The sequence below is a fragment of the Streptomyces sp. NPDC005181 genome (assembly GCF_040608395.1).
Classification (GTDB): Bacteria; Actinomycetota; Actinomycetes; order Streptomycetales; family Streptomycetaceae; genus Streptomyces.
In genome coordinates, this window is sequence record NZ_JBEXID010000001.1 from 354722 (window position 1) to 372447 (window position 17726).

12 protein-coding genes, 2 tRNA genes and 1 pseudogene are annotated in these 17726 nt (G+C 68.2%); 3 read left to right on the forward strand and 12 right to left on the reverse strand.

The window, feature by feature from the left end; all coding sequences use genetic code 11:
* Positions 1-41: 41 nt before the first annotated feature.
* Positions 42-114, reverse strand: a tRNA-Ala gene (locus ABZV38_RS01710).
* Between the two features lie 171 nt (positions 115-285).
* Here ABZV38_RS01710 and ABZV38_RS01715 point away from each other — a divergent pair.
* Complete coding sequence (locus tag ABZV38_RS01715; protein WP_356323403.1) at positions 286-834, forward strand: DNA-binding protein; 549 nt, start codon at positions 286-288, stop codon at positions 832-834.
* 81 nt (positions 835-915) lie between these two features.
* Positions 916-2292, forward strand: coding sequence for a protein kinase (locus ABZV38_RS01720; RefSeq protein WP_356323405.1), 1377 nt, complete (start codon positions 916-918; stop codon positions 2290-2292).
* Positions 2293-2345: 53 nt separating this feature from the next.
* Here ABZV38_RS01720 and ABZV38_RS01725 read toward each other — a convergent pair whose 3' ends face one another.
* The 3 genes and pseudogenes from ABZV38_RS01725 to ABZV38_RS01735 all read right to left on the reverse strand — a co-directional run bounded on the left by ABZV38_RS01725 (position 2346) and on the right by ABZV38_RS01735 (position 5781).
* Positions 2346-3698, reverse strand: coding sequence for a hypothetical protein (locus ABZV38_RS01725; RefSeq protein ID WP_356323407.1), 1353 nt, complete (start codon positions 3696-3698; stop codon positions 2346-2348).
* A pseudogene (locus ABZV38_RS01730) lies at positions 3698-5425 on the reverse strand (hypothetical protein). Before ABZV38_RS01730 ends, ABZV38_RS01725 begins: the two are co-directional and overlap by 1 nt.
* 221 nt (positions 5426-5646) lie before the next feature.
* Positions 5647-5781, reverse strand: a complete 135-nt coding sequence (locus tag ABZV38_RS01735; protein WP_003958712.1) for a DLW-39 family protein — start codon at positions 5779-5781, stop codon at positions 5647-5649.
* 275 nt (positions 5782-6056) lie between these two features.
* Here ABZV38_RS01735 and ABZV38_RS01740 point away from each other — a divergent pair, with 275 nt between their 5' ends.
* Positions 6057-6425, forward strand: a complete 369-nt coding sequence (locus ABZV38_RS01740) for a DUF6344 domain-containing protein (RefSeq protein ID WP_356323409.1) — start codon at positions 6057-6059, stop codon at positions 6423-6425.
* 383 nt (positions 6426-6808) lie between these two features.
* Here the strand turns inward: ABZV38_RS01740 and ABZV38_RS01745 are convergent.
* The 8 genes from ABZV38_RS01745 to dnaN form a co-directional block, all read right to left on the reverse strand.
* A tRNA-Ile gene (locus ABZV38_RS01745) sits at positions 6809-6882 on the reverse strand.
* A gap of 70 nt (positions 6883-6952) precedes the next feature.
* A complete protein-coding gene (locus ABZV38_RS01750) occupies positions 6953-7573 on the reverse strand; it encodes a DUF3566 domain-containing protein (RefSeq protein ID WP_356323411.1) in 621 nt (206 codons plus the stop codon).
* Between the two features lie 93 nt (positions 7574-7666).
* The gene (gene gyrA, locus ABZV38_RS01755; RefSeq protein ID WP_356323413.1) at positions 7667-10309 is read right to left on the reverse strand and encodes a DNA gyrase subunit A; all 2643 of its coding nucleotides are present in this window, start codon (positions 10307-10309) and stop codon (positions 7667-7669) included.
* Positions 10310-10355: 46 nt separating this feature from the next.
* A complete protein-coding gene (gene gyrB / locus ABZV38_RS01760) occupies positions 10356-12425 on the reverse strand; it encodes a DNA topoisomerase (ATP-hydrolyzing) subunit B (RefSeq protein ID WP_356323415.1) in 2070 nt (689 codons plus the stop codon).
* Positions 12426-12840: 415 nt separating this feature from the next.
* On the reverse strand, positions 12841-13404 hold the full coding sequence (locus ABZV38_RS01765; protein ID WP_356323480.1) for a DciA family protein: 564 nt from the start codon (positions 13402-13404) through the stop codon (positions 12841-12843).
* 26 nt (positions 13405-13430) lie between these two features.
* A complete protein-coding gene (gene recF / locus ABZV38_RS01770; RefSeq protein ID WP_356323417.1) occupies positions 13431-14561 on the reverse strand; it encodes a DNA replication/repair protein RecF in 1131 nt (376 codons plus the stop codon).
* 85 nt (positions 14562-14646) lie between these two features.
* Complete coding sequence (gene gnd / locus ABZV38_RS01775) at positions 14647-15525, reverse strand: phosphogluconate dehydrogenase (NAD(+)-dependent, decarboxylating) (protein WP_356323419.1); 879 nt, start codon at positions 15523-15525, stop codon at positions 14647-14649.
* Between the two features lie 133 nt (positions 15526-15658).
* Positions 15659-16789, reverse strand: a complete 1131-nt coding sequence (dnaN, locus tag ABZV38_RS01780; protein WP_267004087.1) for a DNA polymerase III subunit beta — start codon at positions 16787-16789, stop codon at positions 15659-15661.
* Between the last annotated feature and the right edge of the window lie 937 nt (positions 16790-17726).

Genomic DNA, 17726 nt, shown 5'->3' on the forward strand with positions numbered 1-17726 from the left:
CCGGCCCGCGTTTCCACTGGCCAGGGGAGTCTCTACTGATGTGGAGCCTAGGAGATTCGAACTCCTGACATCTGCCTTGCAAAGGCAGCGCTCTACCAACTGAGCTAAGGCCCCGAAAAAGTGGACAGCACCGGACGCATCAGCGTCTCGGTCACCGCCGCAGACCAGAGTACCGGGTGACCCCCCGAATCTTCCAAAAAGATGGGGGCTCCCGGTCGGCAACCACTCTCCGTAAGATGCTCGTCGAGGTTCGCAGCAGCGAAGCCGCAGCGAAGGGGAGACGCAATGGACGCAGCTCAGCAAGAGGCAACGGCAAGAGCCAGGGAGCTTCAGCGCAGTTGGTACGGAGAGCCGCTGGGGGCGCTCTTCCGTCGGCTGATCGATGATCTCGGCCTGAATCAGGCCCGGCTCGCCGCCGTACTCGGGCTGTCCGCCCCCATGCTCTCCCAGCTGATGAGCGGCCAGCGGGCAAAGATCGGCAACCCGGCGGTCGTCCAGCGTGTCCAGGCCCTGCAGGAACTGGCCGGCCAGGTCGCCGACGGCAGCATCAGTGCAGGAGAGGCCACCGACCGCATGGAAGAGATCAAGAAGTCCCAGGGCGGCTCCGTCCTCACCGGCACCGGTCAGACCTCGACCACCGGCGGAGCACCCACCGTCCGGCGCGTGGTCCGTGAGATCCAGTCGCTGCTGCGGTCGGTCGCGGCCGCCGGGGACATCATCGATGCCGCCGACTCCCTCGCCCCGACCCACCCGGAACTGGCAGAGTTCCTCAAGGTGTACGGGGCAGGGCGCACCGCGGACGCGGTCGCGCACTACGAGGGACACCAGAGCTAGGGCCTGTCCGACAAGTCCTAGGGCACTACCCCCGAGAGCCGGGCACGAGCCGAAACAGGAACTGGGAGCGGGCGCAGCGCAATGGGTGAGGTCTTCGCGGGTCGGTACGAGCTGATCGATCCGATCGGACGTGGTGGCGTCGGCGCCGTCTGGCGTGCCTGGGATCACCGGCGCCGCCGGTACGTGGCGGCCAAGGTGCTCCAGCAGAGCGACGCGCACACACTGCTGCGCTTCGTCCGCGAGCAGGCGCTGCGGATCGAGCATCCGCATGTGCTCGCCCCGGCCAGTTGGGCCGCGGACGACGACAAAGTCCTGTTCACCATGGATCTGGTCAGCGGCGGCTCGCTGGCACATGTCATCGGCGACTACGGCCCGCTGCCCCCGCGCTTCGTCTGCACACTGCTGGACCAGCTGCTGTCCGGGCTGTCGACGGTGCACGCGGAGGGGGTCGTGCACCGCGACATCAAGCCCGCCAACATTCTGATGGAGGCCACCGGCACCGGCCGGCCGCATCTGCGGCTCTCGGACTTCGGTATCTCCATGCGCAAGGGCGAGCCGCGCCTCACCGAGACCAACTACGTGGTGGGAACGCCGGGTTACTTCGCGCCCGAGCAGATGATGGGTGCGGAGCCCGACTTCCCTGCAGACCTCTTCGCCGTCGGTCTCGTCGCGCTGTATCTGTTGCAGGGTCAGAAGCCCGACTCGAGGGCTCTCGTCGAGCATTTCGCGTCGCACGGCACACCCGGCGCCCCGCAAGGCATCCCGGAACCGCTGTGGCAGGTCCTCGCAGGCCTGCTCCAGCCGGATCCCCAGGCCCGGTTCCGGACGGCCACGGGCGCGCGCAAGGCCCTGACCGCCGCCGTCGAGATGCTGCCGGAGCCCGGCATCGACGACGAACCGGTGGAGGTCTTCGACCAGATCGGCCCGCTGCCCGCCGGATTCGGCCCCGCAGGCCCCCTCGCGGCCCCCCGGTCTCCCTCCCACACCGCCCGACCCACGCAAGCCGCGCAGAACGCACAGGCCACGGGCCAGGCACTCCAGCAGGACCCCCATCAGTCCGCACAGCAGCCGCACACCCCGTCGCCCTCCCCGATGTCGGAGACGGGCAGCTTCCACCTCGCCCCGCCTCCGCAGCAGCCACCCACCCCCCAGCCACAGGCCCAGTCCCAGCCGGTGCAGCCGGCCTCCGTCCCTCATCCGCTCCCGGCGCATGCAGGTCCCCCCTTCCCTGCCGCCGCACCGGATCCCTCACAGGCCCCGACAGCGGCAGTGCAGCACGAACAAGCTCTCACTCGTGCTTACACCGCTCACCAGCCGCAGGTTCCCCATCCCGCAGCGGGCGTTCCCGCGCGCGCACCTCAGAAGCGTCCGGGACCGCCCCCGAAGGTGGCGGTCCCGGTCCTGCTGGTGGCGCTGATCTGCTTCGCCGTGGGTATCTGGGCACTGACTCAGGCCTGAGTCAGCCGGTCTCAGCCTCTGACGGCTCCGGACCGCCAGGCCCGCGACCGGAATCACCAGGCCTGCGGCGGTCCTCCGTACGGCGGCTGTCCGGCCGCGCCCACGGCGGCCGGCCCGTCTGTGACGGTCGCAGCGCGGCGCCGCGCGAGCAGCGTCCACGCCCCGAGTCCGAGCACGAGCACGGCGCCCGCGCCGATCGCGGCCGCGGCAACCACCTTCATCGTGTCGCTCTTGGCGGCCTGCGGGGCGTTCTGCCCGCTCCTGGCCATGTCCTTGTCGTGCTGCGTGACACCGAAGACCCCGGCGGAACCCTCGTACGGCGACGGCCCCGCGGAGTTCTCGACCTTCACCTTGAGGGTCATCGGGATCGCCTTCTTGCCGTAAGCCTTCTCGACCTCCGGGCTCAGCGTCACCGACAGGTAGTACCAGCCCGCGAACCGCATCGCACTGGCATCGGCGCTGGAGGCGAACCGGTTCTCGTACGCCACCGGGGGCAGGGGATCGAGTGACACGGAGGCCGGCTTGCCGGAGTACGACAGCGGCGAGGCCTCGTCGACATGGCCGTGCGCCGGATTGTCCAGGGACAGTGCGAGCGCGCTGCCGACGTATGCGTCCGGGCCGTCGACGCTATTGCCGAGGTCGACGGTGGCGAAGATCTGCTGTCCCCAGTCCACCGGCACCTGGTAGAAGCGGGTCTGCCCCGGCTCGATGCTGTCATTCCACTCGCCGGTCTCCAGGCTGGTGGCGTCGTAATAGCTGGTGCCGCCCGGCCGTTCCTGCGCGGCCCGGGTGGGCGGTGGCGGCGACGCCGACGGCCAGTTCTCCGGGGCCTCGGCCGGTACCGACCCGCCCTTCTTCAGCTTCGGCTCCGACTCGTAACGGAGCTCCAGGTCCCACTCCTCCGGCGTCGAGGTCTCCTTGCCCTCCCGCTCGACCAGCACGTTGTACGTACCGGCCTCATCACAGACGGTGCTGTCCTTCTCCGGGACCCGGTAGGCGTACGCGGCGATCGGGCGAGGGTACTCCGCCGACTCGAACCTGGCATCCTCCGAGCTGCACTGCAGGTCCGTGCTGTCCCGGATGCTGACCGTGATGCCGTCCCCGTACGCGACCTGGCCGCCTGGCTTGGGCACCGCCACCGCCGAGACATACGCGTTGGTGTCGGCATCGAGGGTGAGGCGGTAGTAGAGCTTCTCGCCCGGCTTGATCGAGCTCTTGTACACGGATCCGGGGGTGAGCGACGACGCATCGGTGCTGACCTCCGCGCCGCGGACCGTCCTGGCCTCGGGGTCGAAGGTGTACGGAGCGGGCTCACCGGCCGCGTACGCCTGTCCCGGCAGCGCCGCCACCGCGCACATCGCCGCGACCGCGGCCAGCGTCGCCCGGCCCCTGTTGCGCTGCCTCATCACGCGCTTCCCCTCGTCGTCTGGGTGGCCACCCTGCGGCGGCTGCGCACGAACACGAGCCCCGCGGTCACAACCACCACGGCGCCCGCCCCGGCAGCGGCCGCGATGCCGGTCCATCCTGCCCCGCCCGTACCATCGCTGTCTGCGGCAGCAGTCGAATTGCCCTTCTAGTCCACCCTGTTGTCCGTCTTCTCCGCGAGGGACGCCGCACCGTGCTCCGGTCCGGCCCGCTCGTCGCCGAGCACCGACACCCGAAGCACCACACCGATCTGCGGGTTCTCGGCGATCTCAGCGGCCCGCGCGCCCAGCGTCACAGAGATGTAGAACTCGCCCCGGGTGTGCACCGGCTGGACCATGGAGCGGTATTCGTAGCGGTTGGTCCAGGCGACCGGCACCGACCCCATGCCGATCGCGGCCGGACGGCCGTTGCACATGGCCGTCGAGGTGAACTCGCCGCCACCACCGACCGGGAAACGGGCCGGTGTGAACAGGTGCGTCGCCCCGTACGAGTACGTCGAGGAGGCCTGCTCCACGGTCGGCTCGTTGGCGAACTCGACGTCGTAACGCACCTGCTGGCCCCAGCCCGCCGGAACCTTGTACCAGAGCGTCTGTGACGGCAGGATCCGGTCGCGCCACACGCCCCGGCCGAGCTCCTTGGCGTCGTTGAATCCGGTGCCGCCCCGCACGTCACGGGGGTCGCCGGAGGGCAGCACGGCGTTCTTGCCGCCGGCGCCGTACTCCCGCTCCGAGGCGGCGGGCGTGACGCCCTTCTTCAGCGGCGCCTCCACCCCGTGGACAAGCTCCAGCGGCCAACGTGCGGCGTCAGAGCCCTTCTTGCTCTCCCGCTCCACCACCAGCCAGTAGCGGCCCGCCCGGTCGCAGACGCGGGTCCCCTCCGGAGAGGGGATACGGGCAACCGCCGAGGTCAGCGGGGCCGCCCCCTCCTTCTGGTAGAAGTGCTCGGTGTTCGTCGCGCAGGAGCTGTCGGTGCCGTACGCCATGCTGGTACGCAGTCCGTCAAAGGTGTCGACAGCCGCCCCGGGCTGCGGCACAGCCGTCGCCGAGAAGTCCACCGTGGACACCGCGTCCAGATCGACCGCGTAGTACCGCTTCTCACCCGGACCGATGGTGTCCAGATACTGCCCGGGTACGAGCGAGGGTGCCCGGTCGCCGGTCGCGGCGCCCTCGACCCGCTTGCCACGGAACCGGTAACCGTCCGCGGAGAGTTGCGATGCCCGCTGCAACTGTCTGGCCAGAGACGTGGCGTCCGGCGCGTCGTAGTAACGGCCGTTGCCCGCCTCCGCAATGCACTCGAGCTGCTCGCGAGCCCTGCCCTTCACCTGGAAGCCGACGGTGTCGATCCGCAGCCCGACCCCGTCCTTGCCGAGCCGCTCGGCCACCTCGCAGGGCCGCGGCGTACCGCAGTTGTCCTCACCGTCGGAGATCAGCAGGATCGTGCGCGTTCCGATCGCGCCGCCCGCGGGCCCGGGAAGGTCCTCCGCGGCCTTCTGCAGGGACAGGCCGATGGGCGTGTTACCCACGGCGCTGCGTGCGGTCTCCATCCGGGTCCGGCCCGTGCCGTCGTCGTCCGCCATGGATCCGGATGAGTCGAGCACCATGACGAGGCTGCTCCTGTTGCCCGGGGCGGCCGTGCGCGTCGCGGCAGCTGCACCATGTGCGCCGTGGGCTCCGGATCCGGCCGCCGCGGCCGGCGGCACTCCCGCCATCAGGGCGAGCAATGCCCCGCCGGCCCATGCCCCCACTGCTGTTGCCGTCCGGCGGTGATTGAGTCCCCTCACCCGTGCCCCCTCGACCGAAACACCGGCTCCTTTGCTCACGCAACCTATTGATTTGCGTAGGTGAACTCAAGAGCACAGGTGTCACGGTCCCGCAACAGCACGAAGCCCCGGCCGCTCAGCGACCGGGGCCCGCAAAAGGCTGTTCTGTCTCACACACCCGAACCTGCGGGCACGGAGTCAGTCGCCTCCGTCCACAGATCCTGCTCGGCGCGATCCGCCTGGATCTGGCGGTACACGAGGAGCCCGCCGATGGCGGCCAGTGCGACCAGGAGAAGCTTCTTCACCGCGCGACCTCGTCTTTCCTTGACGTAGGAGACTTCTGCCGCCCGACTATACACACCGGCCGATATCGATCGGTTACCTCCCCGCGACCCAACTGGCGCCCGGGCAAAACCGACCATCCCGACCAGCTTCGCGCCGACTCGTCCAGCCCGGTTGAACCATACGAGTGGTGTTCATCTGAAGATCGGCGGATCCGTGGCGTCGGTCCATGAAATCGCGAGCCGGATCCACATCATCAGGAAGGTAAGCAAACCGGACCACCCGAAAGCGAGGGGCCATGAGCGCCTTCAAGGTCAAGAGCATCTGGACCGCCTTCATCACTGCCTTCTTCGCGCTTCTCGCGTCGATGGGGCTCATCAGCGCCCCCGCCGCGACCGCGCAGGAGCCGACGGCCACGAACCACGAGCACACGGGTGCTGCCACCGCAACCGCGACCACCCCGTCGGTGCGATGGACCCTTCCGCGTGACAGGGCGCTGCCACCCACGATGAAGCAGCGCATCCGCGCCGAGGCGCACGGCTCGTCACCGGCCACCAGGAACCTGACCGTGGACACGAGGAACACCCTGGGCGCCACAAGCACCACAGGTGCCGCCCGCATCGCTCACGGCGCCCCAGCAGGGGACGCATCACTCCTTCCACCCTGAGAGCGGCGCACTTGACGCACAGGGCCCCTGCCGGTTCACTCCGGGCGGGGGCTTTTTCGTGTGCCCTGCCGGGAAGGGGGCGCACGCTCCTGCCCCGCTGCTGGCCCGTACACCGCCACGCACCACCGCCCCGCACACCGCGCGTACAGCGCGCCACCTACGCCGCGCACACCCCCGCGGCGTAGACCGCCCCACGAACGACCACCGGCACCCAGCCGGCCCCGTTCGCCCCCGCACGACCGCCCCGGCGCAACCTATCCCCGAGCTGCACCGGGCGAACCTCGGACGAGAGACGCCCCCGACACCCGCAGGCGCCCCCGCAGCCCCGCACACGCAGAAGGCCCGACACCTCCAAAGAGATACCGGGCCTTCTGTTGTCACTGTGGGGCTAACAGGATTTGAACCTGTGGCCTCATCCTTATCAGGGATGCGCTCTAACCAACTGAGCTATAGCCCCGCCGCGCTGCGCGCTGACTTCTGAAGATTAGCGCACGTCGGGGCCAGTCCCAAAATCGATACCCGAAGCCCTACTCGTCCTCGGCCAGCGTGAGCTCGACGCCGCCCACGAAGCCGGCCGACAAGTTGTAGATGAAGGCGCCCAGCGTCGCCAGCGCGGTGGCCAGCACCACGTCGATCACCGCGATGACCGACGTGAAGATGAGAACGCGCGGAAGCGACAGGAACGACTGCAGATCGAAGCCGTTGCTCTCGTTGGAACCGGTCGCCTCGCTGATCGTGCCGCCCACGGTGGAGAAGACGCCCATGGCGTCCATCACCATCCACAGGACCGCGGCCGCCACGACCGTGCAGATGCCGAGTGCGATGGAGAGCAGGAAGCTGACCTTCATCACCGACCACGGGTCGGCCTTGGCCACCCGCAGTCGCGCCTTACGGGTACGCGGAGTTGTCCGCGCCCCCGTCCGCGGCCGACGGGTCGCCTGCGTACCGCCCGCGCCCTGCAGACCGCCCTGTGTGCCCTGCTGCTGCGTTCCTTGGGGCCGGCCGCCCTGCCCCCCGCCCGCGGGCGGGTACGCCTGCGGCGGGTGATACGGCCCGCCTGCCTGCCCCGGTGCGGGCTCGCGCTCACCGGGCAGCGGCCCGGTCGCGTATCCCTCGTACTGGGGCTGAGGCCCCCGGGTGTCTGTCACAGTGCCCCCTTGGGAGTCCGTGGCAGGGCCACGGGCACCGTTCGCTCCAGCTCCGGAAGCGGCCGAACCGGCGCCCGTGGCTCCACTCACGCTCTACTCCTCGTGCTCCCCGGCCGAAGGCGAGGTGCCTTCGACAGTGCCCTCGACAGTCGCCTCGGCTGTCGTCACCTCGGCAGTCGTCTCAGCCGTCTCGCCCTCGGCGTCCTCGGCCCCGTCGACCTCTTCGGCCTCGCGGCCGGCCTCGGCGTTACGAGCGATGCCGACGACGGCGTCGCGCTTGCCCAGATTGATCAGTTGGACGCCCATGGTGTCACGGCCCGTCTCCCTGACTTCATTGACTCGCGTACGAATCACACCGCCGCCGAGCGTGATGGCAAGGATCTCATCCGTCTCCTCGACCACCAGCGCGCCGACCAGCGAGCCCCTGTCCTCCACGATCTTGGCGGCCTTGATGCCGAGGCCGCCGCGACCCTGAACGCGGTACTCGTCGACGGCGGTCCGCTTCGCGTACCCACCATCGGTGGCAGTGAAGACGAACGTACCTGGCCGGACGACATTCATCGAGAGCAGTTCGTCGCCCGCGCGGAAACTCATCCCCTTGACACCCGAGGTGGCACGGCCCATCGGGCGCAGCGCTTCGTCCGTCGCAGTGAACCTGATCGACTGGGCCTTCTTGCTGATGAGCAGCAGATCGTCCTCGGCCGAAACCAGCTCCGCACCGATCAGCTCGTCGTCGCTGCCGTCCTCCGTCTCGCGGAGGTTGATCGCGATGACACCGCCCGAGCGCGGCGAGTCGTAGTCCTTCAGCGCGGTCTTCTTCACCAGGCCGCCCTTGGTGGCCAGGATCAGATACGGCGCGGCCTCGTAGTCGCGGATCGCCAGGATCTCGGCGATCTGCTCGTCCGGCTGGAAGGCCAGCAGGTTGGCGACATGCTGCCCGCGCGCATCACGGCCGGCGTCCGGAAGCTCGTACGCCTTGGCCCGGTAGACCCGGCCCTTGTTGGTGAAGAACAGCAGCCAGTGGTGGGTCGTCGACACGAAGAAGTGGTCGACGATGTCGTCTTCCTTGAGCTTCGTGCCGCGAACGCCCTTGCCGCCGCGCTTCTGCGAGCGGTAGTCGTCCGTCTTCGTACGCTTCACATAGCCGCCGCGCGAGATCGTGACGACGATGTCCTCCTCGGCGATCAGGTCCTCGATGGACATGTCACCGTCGAAGGGCACCAGCTTGGAGCGCCGGTCGTCGCCGAACTTGTCGACGATCGCCGCCAGCTCCTCGCTGACGATCTGCCGCTGCCGCTCCGGCGAGGCCAGGATCTGGTTGTACTCATTGATCTTCGCCTGGAGCTCGTCGTGCTCGGCCGTGATCTTCTGGTGCTCCAGCGCGGCCAGCCGGCGCAGCTGCATCTCCAGGATCGCGTTCGCCTGGATCTCGTCGATCTCCAGCAGGCCCATCAGGCCCTCACGGGCGATCTCGACCGTCTGGCTGCGACGGATGAGGGCGATGACCTCGTCGATTGCGTCGAGCGCCTTGAGCAGACCACGCAGGATGTGCGCCCGCTCCTCCGCCTTGCGTAGGCGGAACTTCGTACGCCGGACGATGACCTCGATCTGGTGCGTCACCCAGTGGCGGATGAACGCGTCGATCGACAGCGTGCGCGGCACCCCGTCGACCAGGGCCAGCATGTTCGCGCCGAAGTTCGTCTGCAGGTCGGTGTGCTTGTACAGGTTGTTCAGTACGACCTTGGCGACCGCGTCCCTCTTCAGCACGACCACGAGGCGCTGACCGGTGCGCGAGGACGTCTCGTCGCGGACGTCGGCGATGCCACCGACCTTGCCGTCCTTGACCAGGTCGGCGATCTTCTGCGCGAGGTTGTCGGGGTTGGTCTGGTACGGAAGCTCCGTGACGACCAGGCACTGCCGGTTCTGGATCTCCTCGACCGCGACGACCGCGCGCATCGTGATGGACCCACGGCCCGTGCGGTACGCCTCCTCGATGCCCTTGCGGCCCACGACGAGCGCACCGGTCGGGAAGTCCGGGCCCTTGATCCGCTCGATCAGGGCGTCCAGCAGCTCCTCGTGCGAAGCCTCCGGGTGCTCCAGGTACCACTGGGCACCGGACGCGACCTCACGCAGGTTGTGCGGCGGGATGTTGGTCGCCATGCCGACCGCGATGCCCGCGGAACCGTTGACCAGCAGATTCGGGAAGCGCGCCGGCAGGACCGTCGGCTCCTGATTACGGCCGTCGTAGTTGTCCTGGAAGTCGACGGTCTCCTCGTCGATGTCCCGGACCATCTCCATGGACAGCGGCATCATCTTGCACTCGGTGTACCGCATGGCGGCAGCCGGGTCGTTGCCCGGAGAACCGAAGTTGCCGTTGGAGTCCACCAGCGGCATCCGCATCGACCACGGCTGCGCCAGTCGCACCAGTGCGTCGTAGATCGACGAGTCACCGTGCGGGTGGTACGTACCCATGACGTCACCGACGACACGGGCGCACTTGTAGAAGCCCTTCTCGGGCCGGTAGCCGCCGTCGTACATCGCGTACAGCACGCGGCGGTGGACGGGCTTGAGACCGTCCCGTACGTCGGGCAGCGCACGCGACACGATGACGGACATCGCGTAGTCGAGGTAGGAGCGCTGCATCTCCGTCTCGAGCCCGACGGGCTCGACACGCATGCCCACACCCGCGGTTGCGGGCTCCTCTTCGGGCGTCACAGGGGTGTTCTCGTCGGCCATTGCTGGTCAAAGTCCTTTCGAGCGGCGGCTTGCTGGTACGGCCGACTCAGATGTCGAGGAAGCGGACGTCCTTGGCGTTGCGCTGGATGAACGAGCGCCGTGCCTCGACGTCCTCACCCATCAGCACCGAGAAGAGGTCGTCGGCCTGCGCCGCGTCGTCCAGCGTGACCTGGCCGAGCACCCGGTGGTCGACGTCCATCGTGGTGATGCGCAGCTCCTCGGCGTTCATCTCGCCGAGACCCTTGAAGCGCTGGATCGAGTCTTCCCTGATCCGCTTGCCGTTCTGCTTGCCGAGTTCGACGAGGGCGTCGCGCTCGCGGTCCGAGTACGCGTACTCGAAGTCGTCCCGGCCCCACTTGATCTTGTAGAGCGGCGGGCGGGAGAGGTAGACGTGCCCGGCCTCGACCAGCGGACGCAGGAAGCGGAAGAGGAACGTCAGCAGCAGGGTGTTGATGTGCTGACCGTCGACGTCGGCGTCCGCCATCAGAATGATCTTGTGATAGCGGAGCTTCTCGATGTCGAAGTCCTCGTGGACTCCGGTGCCGAAGGCCGAGATGAGCGCCTGGACCTCGGTGTTCTGCAGGATCTTGTCGACCCGGGCCTTCTCGACGTTCAGGATCTTGCCTCGGATCGGCAGGATGGCCTGGTACATCGGGTTACGGCCGGACTTCGCCGAACCACCGGCGGAGTCACCCTCGACGATGAAGATCTCGCACTTCGTCGGGTCGTTCGACTGGCAGTCGCTCAGCTTGCCCGGCAGCGAGGCGCTCTCAAGGAGCCCCTTACGACGGGTCAGATCGCGTGCCTTCCGGGCGGCGACGCGGGCCGTGGCCGCCGCGATGCCCTTGCGGATGATGTCCGCCGCCTCGTTCGGGTTCCGGTCGAACCAGTCCGTGAGGTGCTCGTGGACGACCTTCTGGACGAAGGTCTTCGCCTCCGTGTTGCCCAGCTTGGTCTTCGTCTGGCCCTCGAACTGCGGCTCGCCCAGCTTCAGCGAGATGATCGCCGTCAGACCCTCACGGATGTCGTCACCGGTGAGGTTGTCGTCCTTCTCACGCAGCAGCTTCTTGTCCCGCGCGTACTTGTTGACCAGCGTGGTCAGCGCCGCACGGAAGCCTTCCTCGTGGGTGCCGCCCTCATGCGTGTGGATCGTGTTCGCGAAGGAGTACACACCCTCGCTGTACTGCGTGTTCCACTGCATCGCGATCTCGGCCGAGAGGAGTCGCTCCTTGTCCTCGGCCTCGATGTCGATCACCGACTGGTGAATGACTTCGCCCTTGCGGGAGTTGAGGTACTTCACGAAGTCGACGATGCCGCCCTCGTAGTGGTACGTGACCGTGCGGGCCGCTTCCTCCTCGGCGACCTCGACCGCCTCCGGGACATCCGCGCCCGCCGTCGCCTTCGCCGAATCACGCTCGTCCGTGAGCTTGATCGTCAGACCCTTGTTGAGGAACGCCATCTCCTGGAAGCGGCGCGACAGGGTCTCGAAGGAGTACTCGGTGGTCTCGAAGATGTCGCCGTCGGCCCAGAAGGTGACGGTCGTACCGGTCTCGTCGGTGGCCTCGTTACGGGCCAGCGGCGCCGTGGGCACACCCAGCTTGTAGTCCTGGGTCCAGCGGTAGCCGTCCCGCCTGACCTCGACGGCGACGCGCGCCGACAGGGCGTTCACGACGGAGACACCGACACCGTGCAGACCGCCGGAGACGGCATATCCGCCGCCGCCGAACTTGCCGCCGGCGTGCAGCACCGTCAGCACGACCTCGACTGCGGGCTTCTTCTCCGACGGCACGATGTCGACGGGGATACCGCGGCCGTTGTCGATCACTCGGACCCCGCCGTCGGCAAGGATCGTGACGTCGATGGCGTCCGCGTGCCCGGCGAGGGCTTCGTCGACCGAGTTGTCGACGACCTCTTGCACAAGGTGGTGGAGTCCACGCTCACCGGTCGAGCCGATGTACATGCCAGGTCGCTTGCGGACCGCGTCCAAGCCCTCGAGGACGGTGATCGCACTGGCGTCGTAGGAGGCAGCCACCTCGCCGCTCCCACCGGGTGTGGACGGAATGTTCTCGTTGGGGTTGCCGGAATCGGCCACGAAGCGCCCTTTCTGGCACAGCACAGGCCGTTCTCCGGGCAGGCGGGAGCGGCTGCGTCGTTCGGCTTGTATCGACGACTCCCGCCAAGATGCGGGATTGTTCACCAGTCTACCGGTAGCGCCGACATGAATGGGGGTTTGCCGGTACCTGAGTCCGCATGTGCCGCCCTGAATGAGCGCCTGACGACTCCCCATATTCGGGATGGGGCTCCAAGAGGCTCACGCGGGCATTGAGCGCTTCGGCCTGTCAACCTCCCGCTACGGTGAGGGACGCATCAGCCCATCCGTACGGTTTCAACCGTCACAGAACGACACATCCCGGAAGCGGCGGGCACCACGCCGGACCAGGCAGCGAACCGCCACAGCCGAGCCTCGACGGAGCGGGAAACGGTCGCCGCCGGAGCCCGGCAGAGGACCGAGCGGGGAGAAAAAGTGCAGGTCAGCCGTATGTGTCGCCCGGGCCCATGCTCCCCGGCGTGCGCAGCGGCCCGAACCTGCGCTGCGGACCGCCCGGCCCCAGCACCTTGATCAACTTCACTGTGCCGTGCCCCAGATCCGTGTTGAGCCGGGCCACCAGCTGCGGCGCCAGCAGCCGCAGCTGCGTCGCCCACGCCGTCGAGTCGCACTGCACCGTGAGCACCCGCTCCTCGGGCTCCTCGTCGTAACGCAGCGGCACACAGTGATTGGCCAGATCTTCACCGACAATCTGCGGCCAGCGGCCCATTACCCCGCCCACCGCAGCAGGCGCCTCCCAGCCACGCTCCGTGATCAGGCGATTGATCGCGGCGCCCAGCGGCAACGGATCACGGCCGTCCGCCCGCGCTCCGGAACGCAGACCACCGCCCCGTCTGGCCTGCTTCTTCTGCTGCGCCGCAGCGCCGCGCGCCCGCGCCTGCTCCTTCGCCGCACGCAACGCCACCCGGGCCAGATCGACCCCCGACGCCTCCGGCTGCTTCGCCTCGCCCGCGGGTTCCTGCGGGCCCGAGCCGCCGCCAGCGCCCATGCCCTTCGCCGTACCATCGGAGCCACTCATACGCGTTCCACCTCGCCCGCCGACACCGCGAACCGCGCCCCCGCCAGCACGCCCGGAACGTCATCGTCCACCGCGGCCGTCACCAGCACCTGCTCGCCCGGAGCCACCAGCTCCGCCAGCCGCTCCCGGCGTCGCGCGTCCAGCTCGGCAAAGACATCGTCCAGGACGAGCACCGGCTCATTCCCCTCGGTGCGCAGCAGATCGTACGAAGCCAGCCGCAGCGCCAGCGCGTACGACCAGGACTCGCCATGGCTCGCGTACCCCTTGGCGGGCATGCCGCGCAGCCCCAGCAGCAGATCGTCGCGGTGCGGACCGACCAGCGTCACACCCCGCTCGATCTCCTGCTTACGGACCTCCACAAGGGCGGCGATCAGCTGCTCGTACAGCTCGTCACGAGTACGGGCCGGCTCCACGTCCGCGCCGACCGAACTGCGGTACTCCAGTGCCACGGGGCCACCGCCGGGCGCGACATCCGAGTACGCCTTGTCGGCCAGCGGCTGCAGGGTCGCGATCAGATCCAGCCGCTGCGCCAGCAGCTCCGCGCCCACCCGGCCCAGATGCTGGTCCCACACATCGAGGGTGGACAGATCCATCGACCGGCCGCCGTGCCTGCGCGCCATCGCCGCGGACTTCAGCAAGGTGTTGCGCTGCTTCAGCACCCGCTCGTAGTCCGAGCGGACCCCCGCCATCCGCGGCGAACGCGCCGTGATCAGCTCGTCGAGGAAGCGCCGCCGCTCCCCGGGGTCGCCCTTGACCAGCGCCAGATCCTCCGGCGCGAAGAGCACGGTCCGCACGACCCCCAGCACATCACGCGGCCTGACCTGCGACGATCTATTGATCCGGGCACGATTGGCCTTGCCCGGGTTGAGCTCGAGCTCAATCAGCTGGGAGCGTTCGCCCTGTGCGACGGCGGCCCGGATGACGGCCCGGTCCGCGCCCATCCGTACCAGCGGCGCATCGGAGGAGACGCGGTGGCTGCCCAGCGTCGCGAGGTAGCCGACGGCCTCGACGAGATTCGTCTTGCCCTGGCCATTGGCACCCACGAACGCGGTGACGCCCGGATCGAGAGGTACCTCGACCCGGGCGTACGAGCGGAAGTCGGCCAGCGAGAGATGCGTGACATGCATGGGTGTACGCCGACCTTCCCGGCTTCCTGCTCCGTGCTCCGTAGCGCGGGCCGGTGGTGCTGCTCCGGCCCGCCTTCCGATGCGGTTACTTCTTGTTCTCAACCGCGTGGCCACCGAACTGGTTGCGCAGCGCGGCGATCATCTTCATCTGCGGGGAGTCGTCCTGACGCGAGGCGAAACGCGCGAAGAGCGACGCGGTGATCGCAGGCAGCGGCACCGCGTTGTCGATCGCGGCCTCCACCGTCCAGCGGCCCTCACCCGAGTCGGCGGCGAAGCCGCGCAGCTTGTCGAGGTGCTCGTCGTCGTCCAGCGCGTTGACCGCCAGGTCGAGCAGCCAGGAACGGATGACCGTGCCCTCCTGCCAGGAGCGGAAGACCTCGCGCACATCGGTGACGGAGTCGACCTTCTCCAGCAGCTCCCAGCCCTCGGCATAGGCCTGCATCATGGCGTACTCGATGCCGTTGTGAACCATCTTCGCGAAGTGGCCGGCGCCGACCTTGCCCGCGTGGACCGAACCGAAGTCGCCCTCCGGCTTCAGGGCGTCGAAGACCGGCTGGACCCTCGCCACGTGGTCGGCGTCGCCGCCGTACATCAGCGCGTAGCCGTTCTCCAGGCCCCAGACACCACCGGAGACACCGCAGTCGACGAAGCCGATGCCCTTGATGCCCAGCTCGACCGCGTGCTTCTCGTCGTCGGTCCAGCGGGAATTCCCGCCGTCCACGACGATGTCGCCGGGCGACAGGAGCGCGGCCAGCTCGTCGATCGTGGCCTGCGTCGCGGCACCGGCCGGGACCATCACCCAGATGACCCGCGGGCCCTTCAGCTTGCCCACAAGCTCTTCGAGACTGTGGACATCGGAGACGTCCGGGTTGCGGTCGTAACCGATGACGGTGTGGCCTGCGCGGCGGATGCGCTCGCGCATGTTGCCGCCCATCTTGCCGAGGCCGACGAGACCGAGCTCCATCAGAGATTCCTTAAGCCTTGTGCCGATTCGTACCCGAAGCCGAGCCTACGCCCGCTCGGGGACAGGCCGCCGACGGGCATGTTCGGCGCTGAGCGTGCCCGTCGGGATCTGCCGTGACAGACCGATGACCGGATCAGCCGGAGAGACGAACCGGCATGATCAGGTACTTGTACGCGTCATCCGCCTCGGCATCCACCGCGGGCCGGCCACTGAGCAGCGCGGGCTTGGTGGACGTCGTGAAGGAGAGCTGGGCGACCGGGGAATCGATCGCGCTGAGGCCGTCGAGCAGGAACGTCGGGTTGAAGGCGATCGAGATGTCGTCGCCGTCCAGCGCGGCGTCGACACGCTCCACAGCCTGTGCATCGTCGCTGGAACCGGCTTCCAGGATCAGCACACCCTGTTCGAAGCTGAGCCGCACCGGGGTGTTCCGCTCGGCGACGAGGGCCACACGCTTGACGGCCTCTACGAACGGGGCGGTCTCGATGACCGCGACCGAGTTGAACTCGGTGGGGAACAGCGTGCGGTACTTCGGCAGATCGCCTTCGAGCAGCCGCGTGGTGGTACGCCGGCCCGCGCCCTCGAAACCGATCAGACCCTCACCGGCACCCGAGCCGGACAGGGCCAGAGTCACCGTGTCACCGCTGGTCAGCGCCTTCGCGGTGTCCAGCAGCGTCTTGGCGGGCACCAGCGCGACAGCCGAGGCGTCCGGGTTCTCCGGCTTCCACAGGAACTCGCGGACCGCGAAGCGGTAGCGGTCGGTGGAGGCCAGGGTGACCGTGTCGCCCTCGATCTCGATCCGCACACCGGTCAGGACGGGCAGCGTGTCGTCGCGGCCCGCGGCGATGGCGACCTGGGCGGCAGCCGAGGCGAAGACCTCGCCGGGGACCGTGCCCGTCGCGGTCGGCATCTGCGGCAGCGCCGGGTACTCCTCCACAGGAAGGGTGTGGAGTGTGAATCGAGAGGAGCCACAGACCACGGTGGCCCGTACACCGTCTGTGGAAATCTCCACCGGGCGGTTGGGAAGGGCCCGGCAGATGTCGGCGAGCAGCCGGCCGGAGACCAGCACCGTGCCGTCCTCCTCGACCTCGGCATCCACCGAGACCCGGGCCGAGACCTCGTAGTCGAAGCTCGAGAAACTGAGGGCCCCGTCTTCAGCCTTCAACAGAAGGCCCGCAAGAACGGGCGCCGGCGGACGGGCCGGAAGGCTGCGAGCCACCCAGGCCACCGCCTCCGCGAGTACATCGCGCTCCACCCGGATCTTCACCGGAACCGCCTCCTGCTGTTGCTCGCTCGCCCTGCTGGCCTTCGTCGTCTGGTCGGGGTCGCTCCGCCGATGGCAGGAGGAGGACGCCGGGGACCAGTCTGACGTACGGCACCGACACTCGTGGCTGCTCGGGGTCAAGTCGCGACGAGAGGTTCGGGGAGCTCCGGCGCCGAGTTGTGCACAGGCCCTACTTCGAAGCAGATTCCGAGCTAACTCTAAGTGGTAGTAGTAGTAGGGCCTGTGGAAACCGTGGATAACGTCGTTTCCGCAGGTCAGACCCACTTTTTTGTCCACCGACCCTGTGGGCGGCACCGGTGGACAACCCGGTGTTTCTGTGGACACGCAAAAGTTCTGCACACCCGATGCACAGGGCGGGGGTGTTTCTCCCCAGGGCTGTCCCCAGCTTTACCCAGGTTCCCCACAGCCCAACCAGTCTCCTTGGTGTGACGCCTTTCACTCTGCGCGGTGAAAGGCGGTGTCGCGTTGCCGAACAGTGGACAGGGGTGTGGAGAAGCTGGGGACAACGGAGCCCTGCCTGTGGGCCGCCGGTGGACAACATCGGATGCCTCTTGTGGACGAATATTCTGTCCACAGGCTGTGGATCACTCTTGACCACAAATCCCCAGGCTCTTGACCTGGCCTGATGGGGTATCGGCCGTCGTCCCTGTGGAAGCAGTATGGACAACTTCGTGGTCCCCAGGCTGTGGAGGGCGAATTCTCCTCAGATCTGTGGAGAACCGCAGGTCGGAGACATGTATTCGAACACCGGGGCCGCGCCGGATACGCACGGAAGCCGTCCGGAGAGGTCTAGGACGTGCTCCGGACGCTCTTCGGAAGCGCTCATGAGGCTCATCGAGACGGTGCGGGGGTCCGTGGAGATGTTTCGGAAGCCCCCTGGAAGCGCTCGGGACACCTTCGCGGGCGCCCGGAAACGACG

Bases quoted from the DNA above. Each gene is read 5' to 3' on its own strand.
- ABZV38_RS01765 (WP_356323480.1), bottom strand. From the start codon at position 13,404: ATGGGCGCTGGCGGCGGCTCGGGCCCGCAGGAACCCGCGGGCGAGGCG.
- ABZV38_RS01715 (WP_356323403.1), top strand. From the start codon at position 286: ATGGACGCAGCTCAGCAAGAGGCAACGGCAAGAGCCAGGGAGCTTCAG.
- recF (WP_356323417.1), bottom strand. From the start codon at position 14,561: ATGCATGTCACGCATCTCTCGCTGGCCGACTTCCGCTCGTACGCCCGG.
- ABZV38_RS01740 (WP_356323409.1), top strand. From the start codon at position 6,057: ATGAGCGCCTTCAAGGTCAAGAGCATCTGGACCGCCTTCATCACTGCC.
- ABZV38_RS01725 (WP_356323407.1), bottom strand. From the start codon at position 3,698: ATGAGGCAGCGCAACAGGGGCCGGGCGACGCTGGCCGCGGTCGCGGCG.
- gyrA (WP_356323413.1), bottom strand. From the start codon at position 10,309: ATGGCCGACGAGAACACCCCTGTGACGCCCGAAGAGGAGCCCGCAACC.
- gnd (WP_356323419.1), bottom strand. From the start codon at position 15,525: ATGGAGCTCGGTCTCGTCGGCCTCGGCAAGATGGGCGGCAACATGCGC.
- ABZV38_RS01720 (WP_356323405.1), top strand. From the start codon at position 916: ATGGGTGAGGTCTTCGCGGGTCGGTACGAGCTGATCGATCCGATCGGA.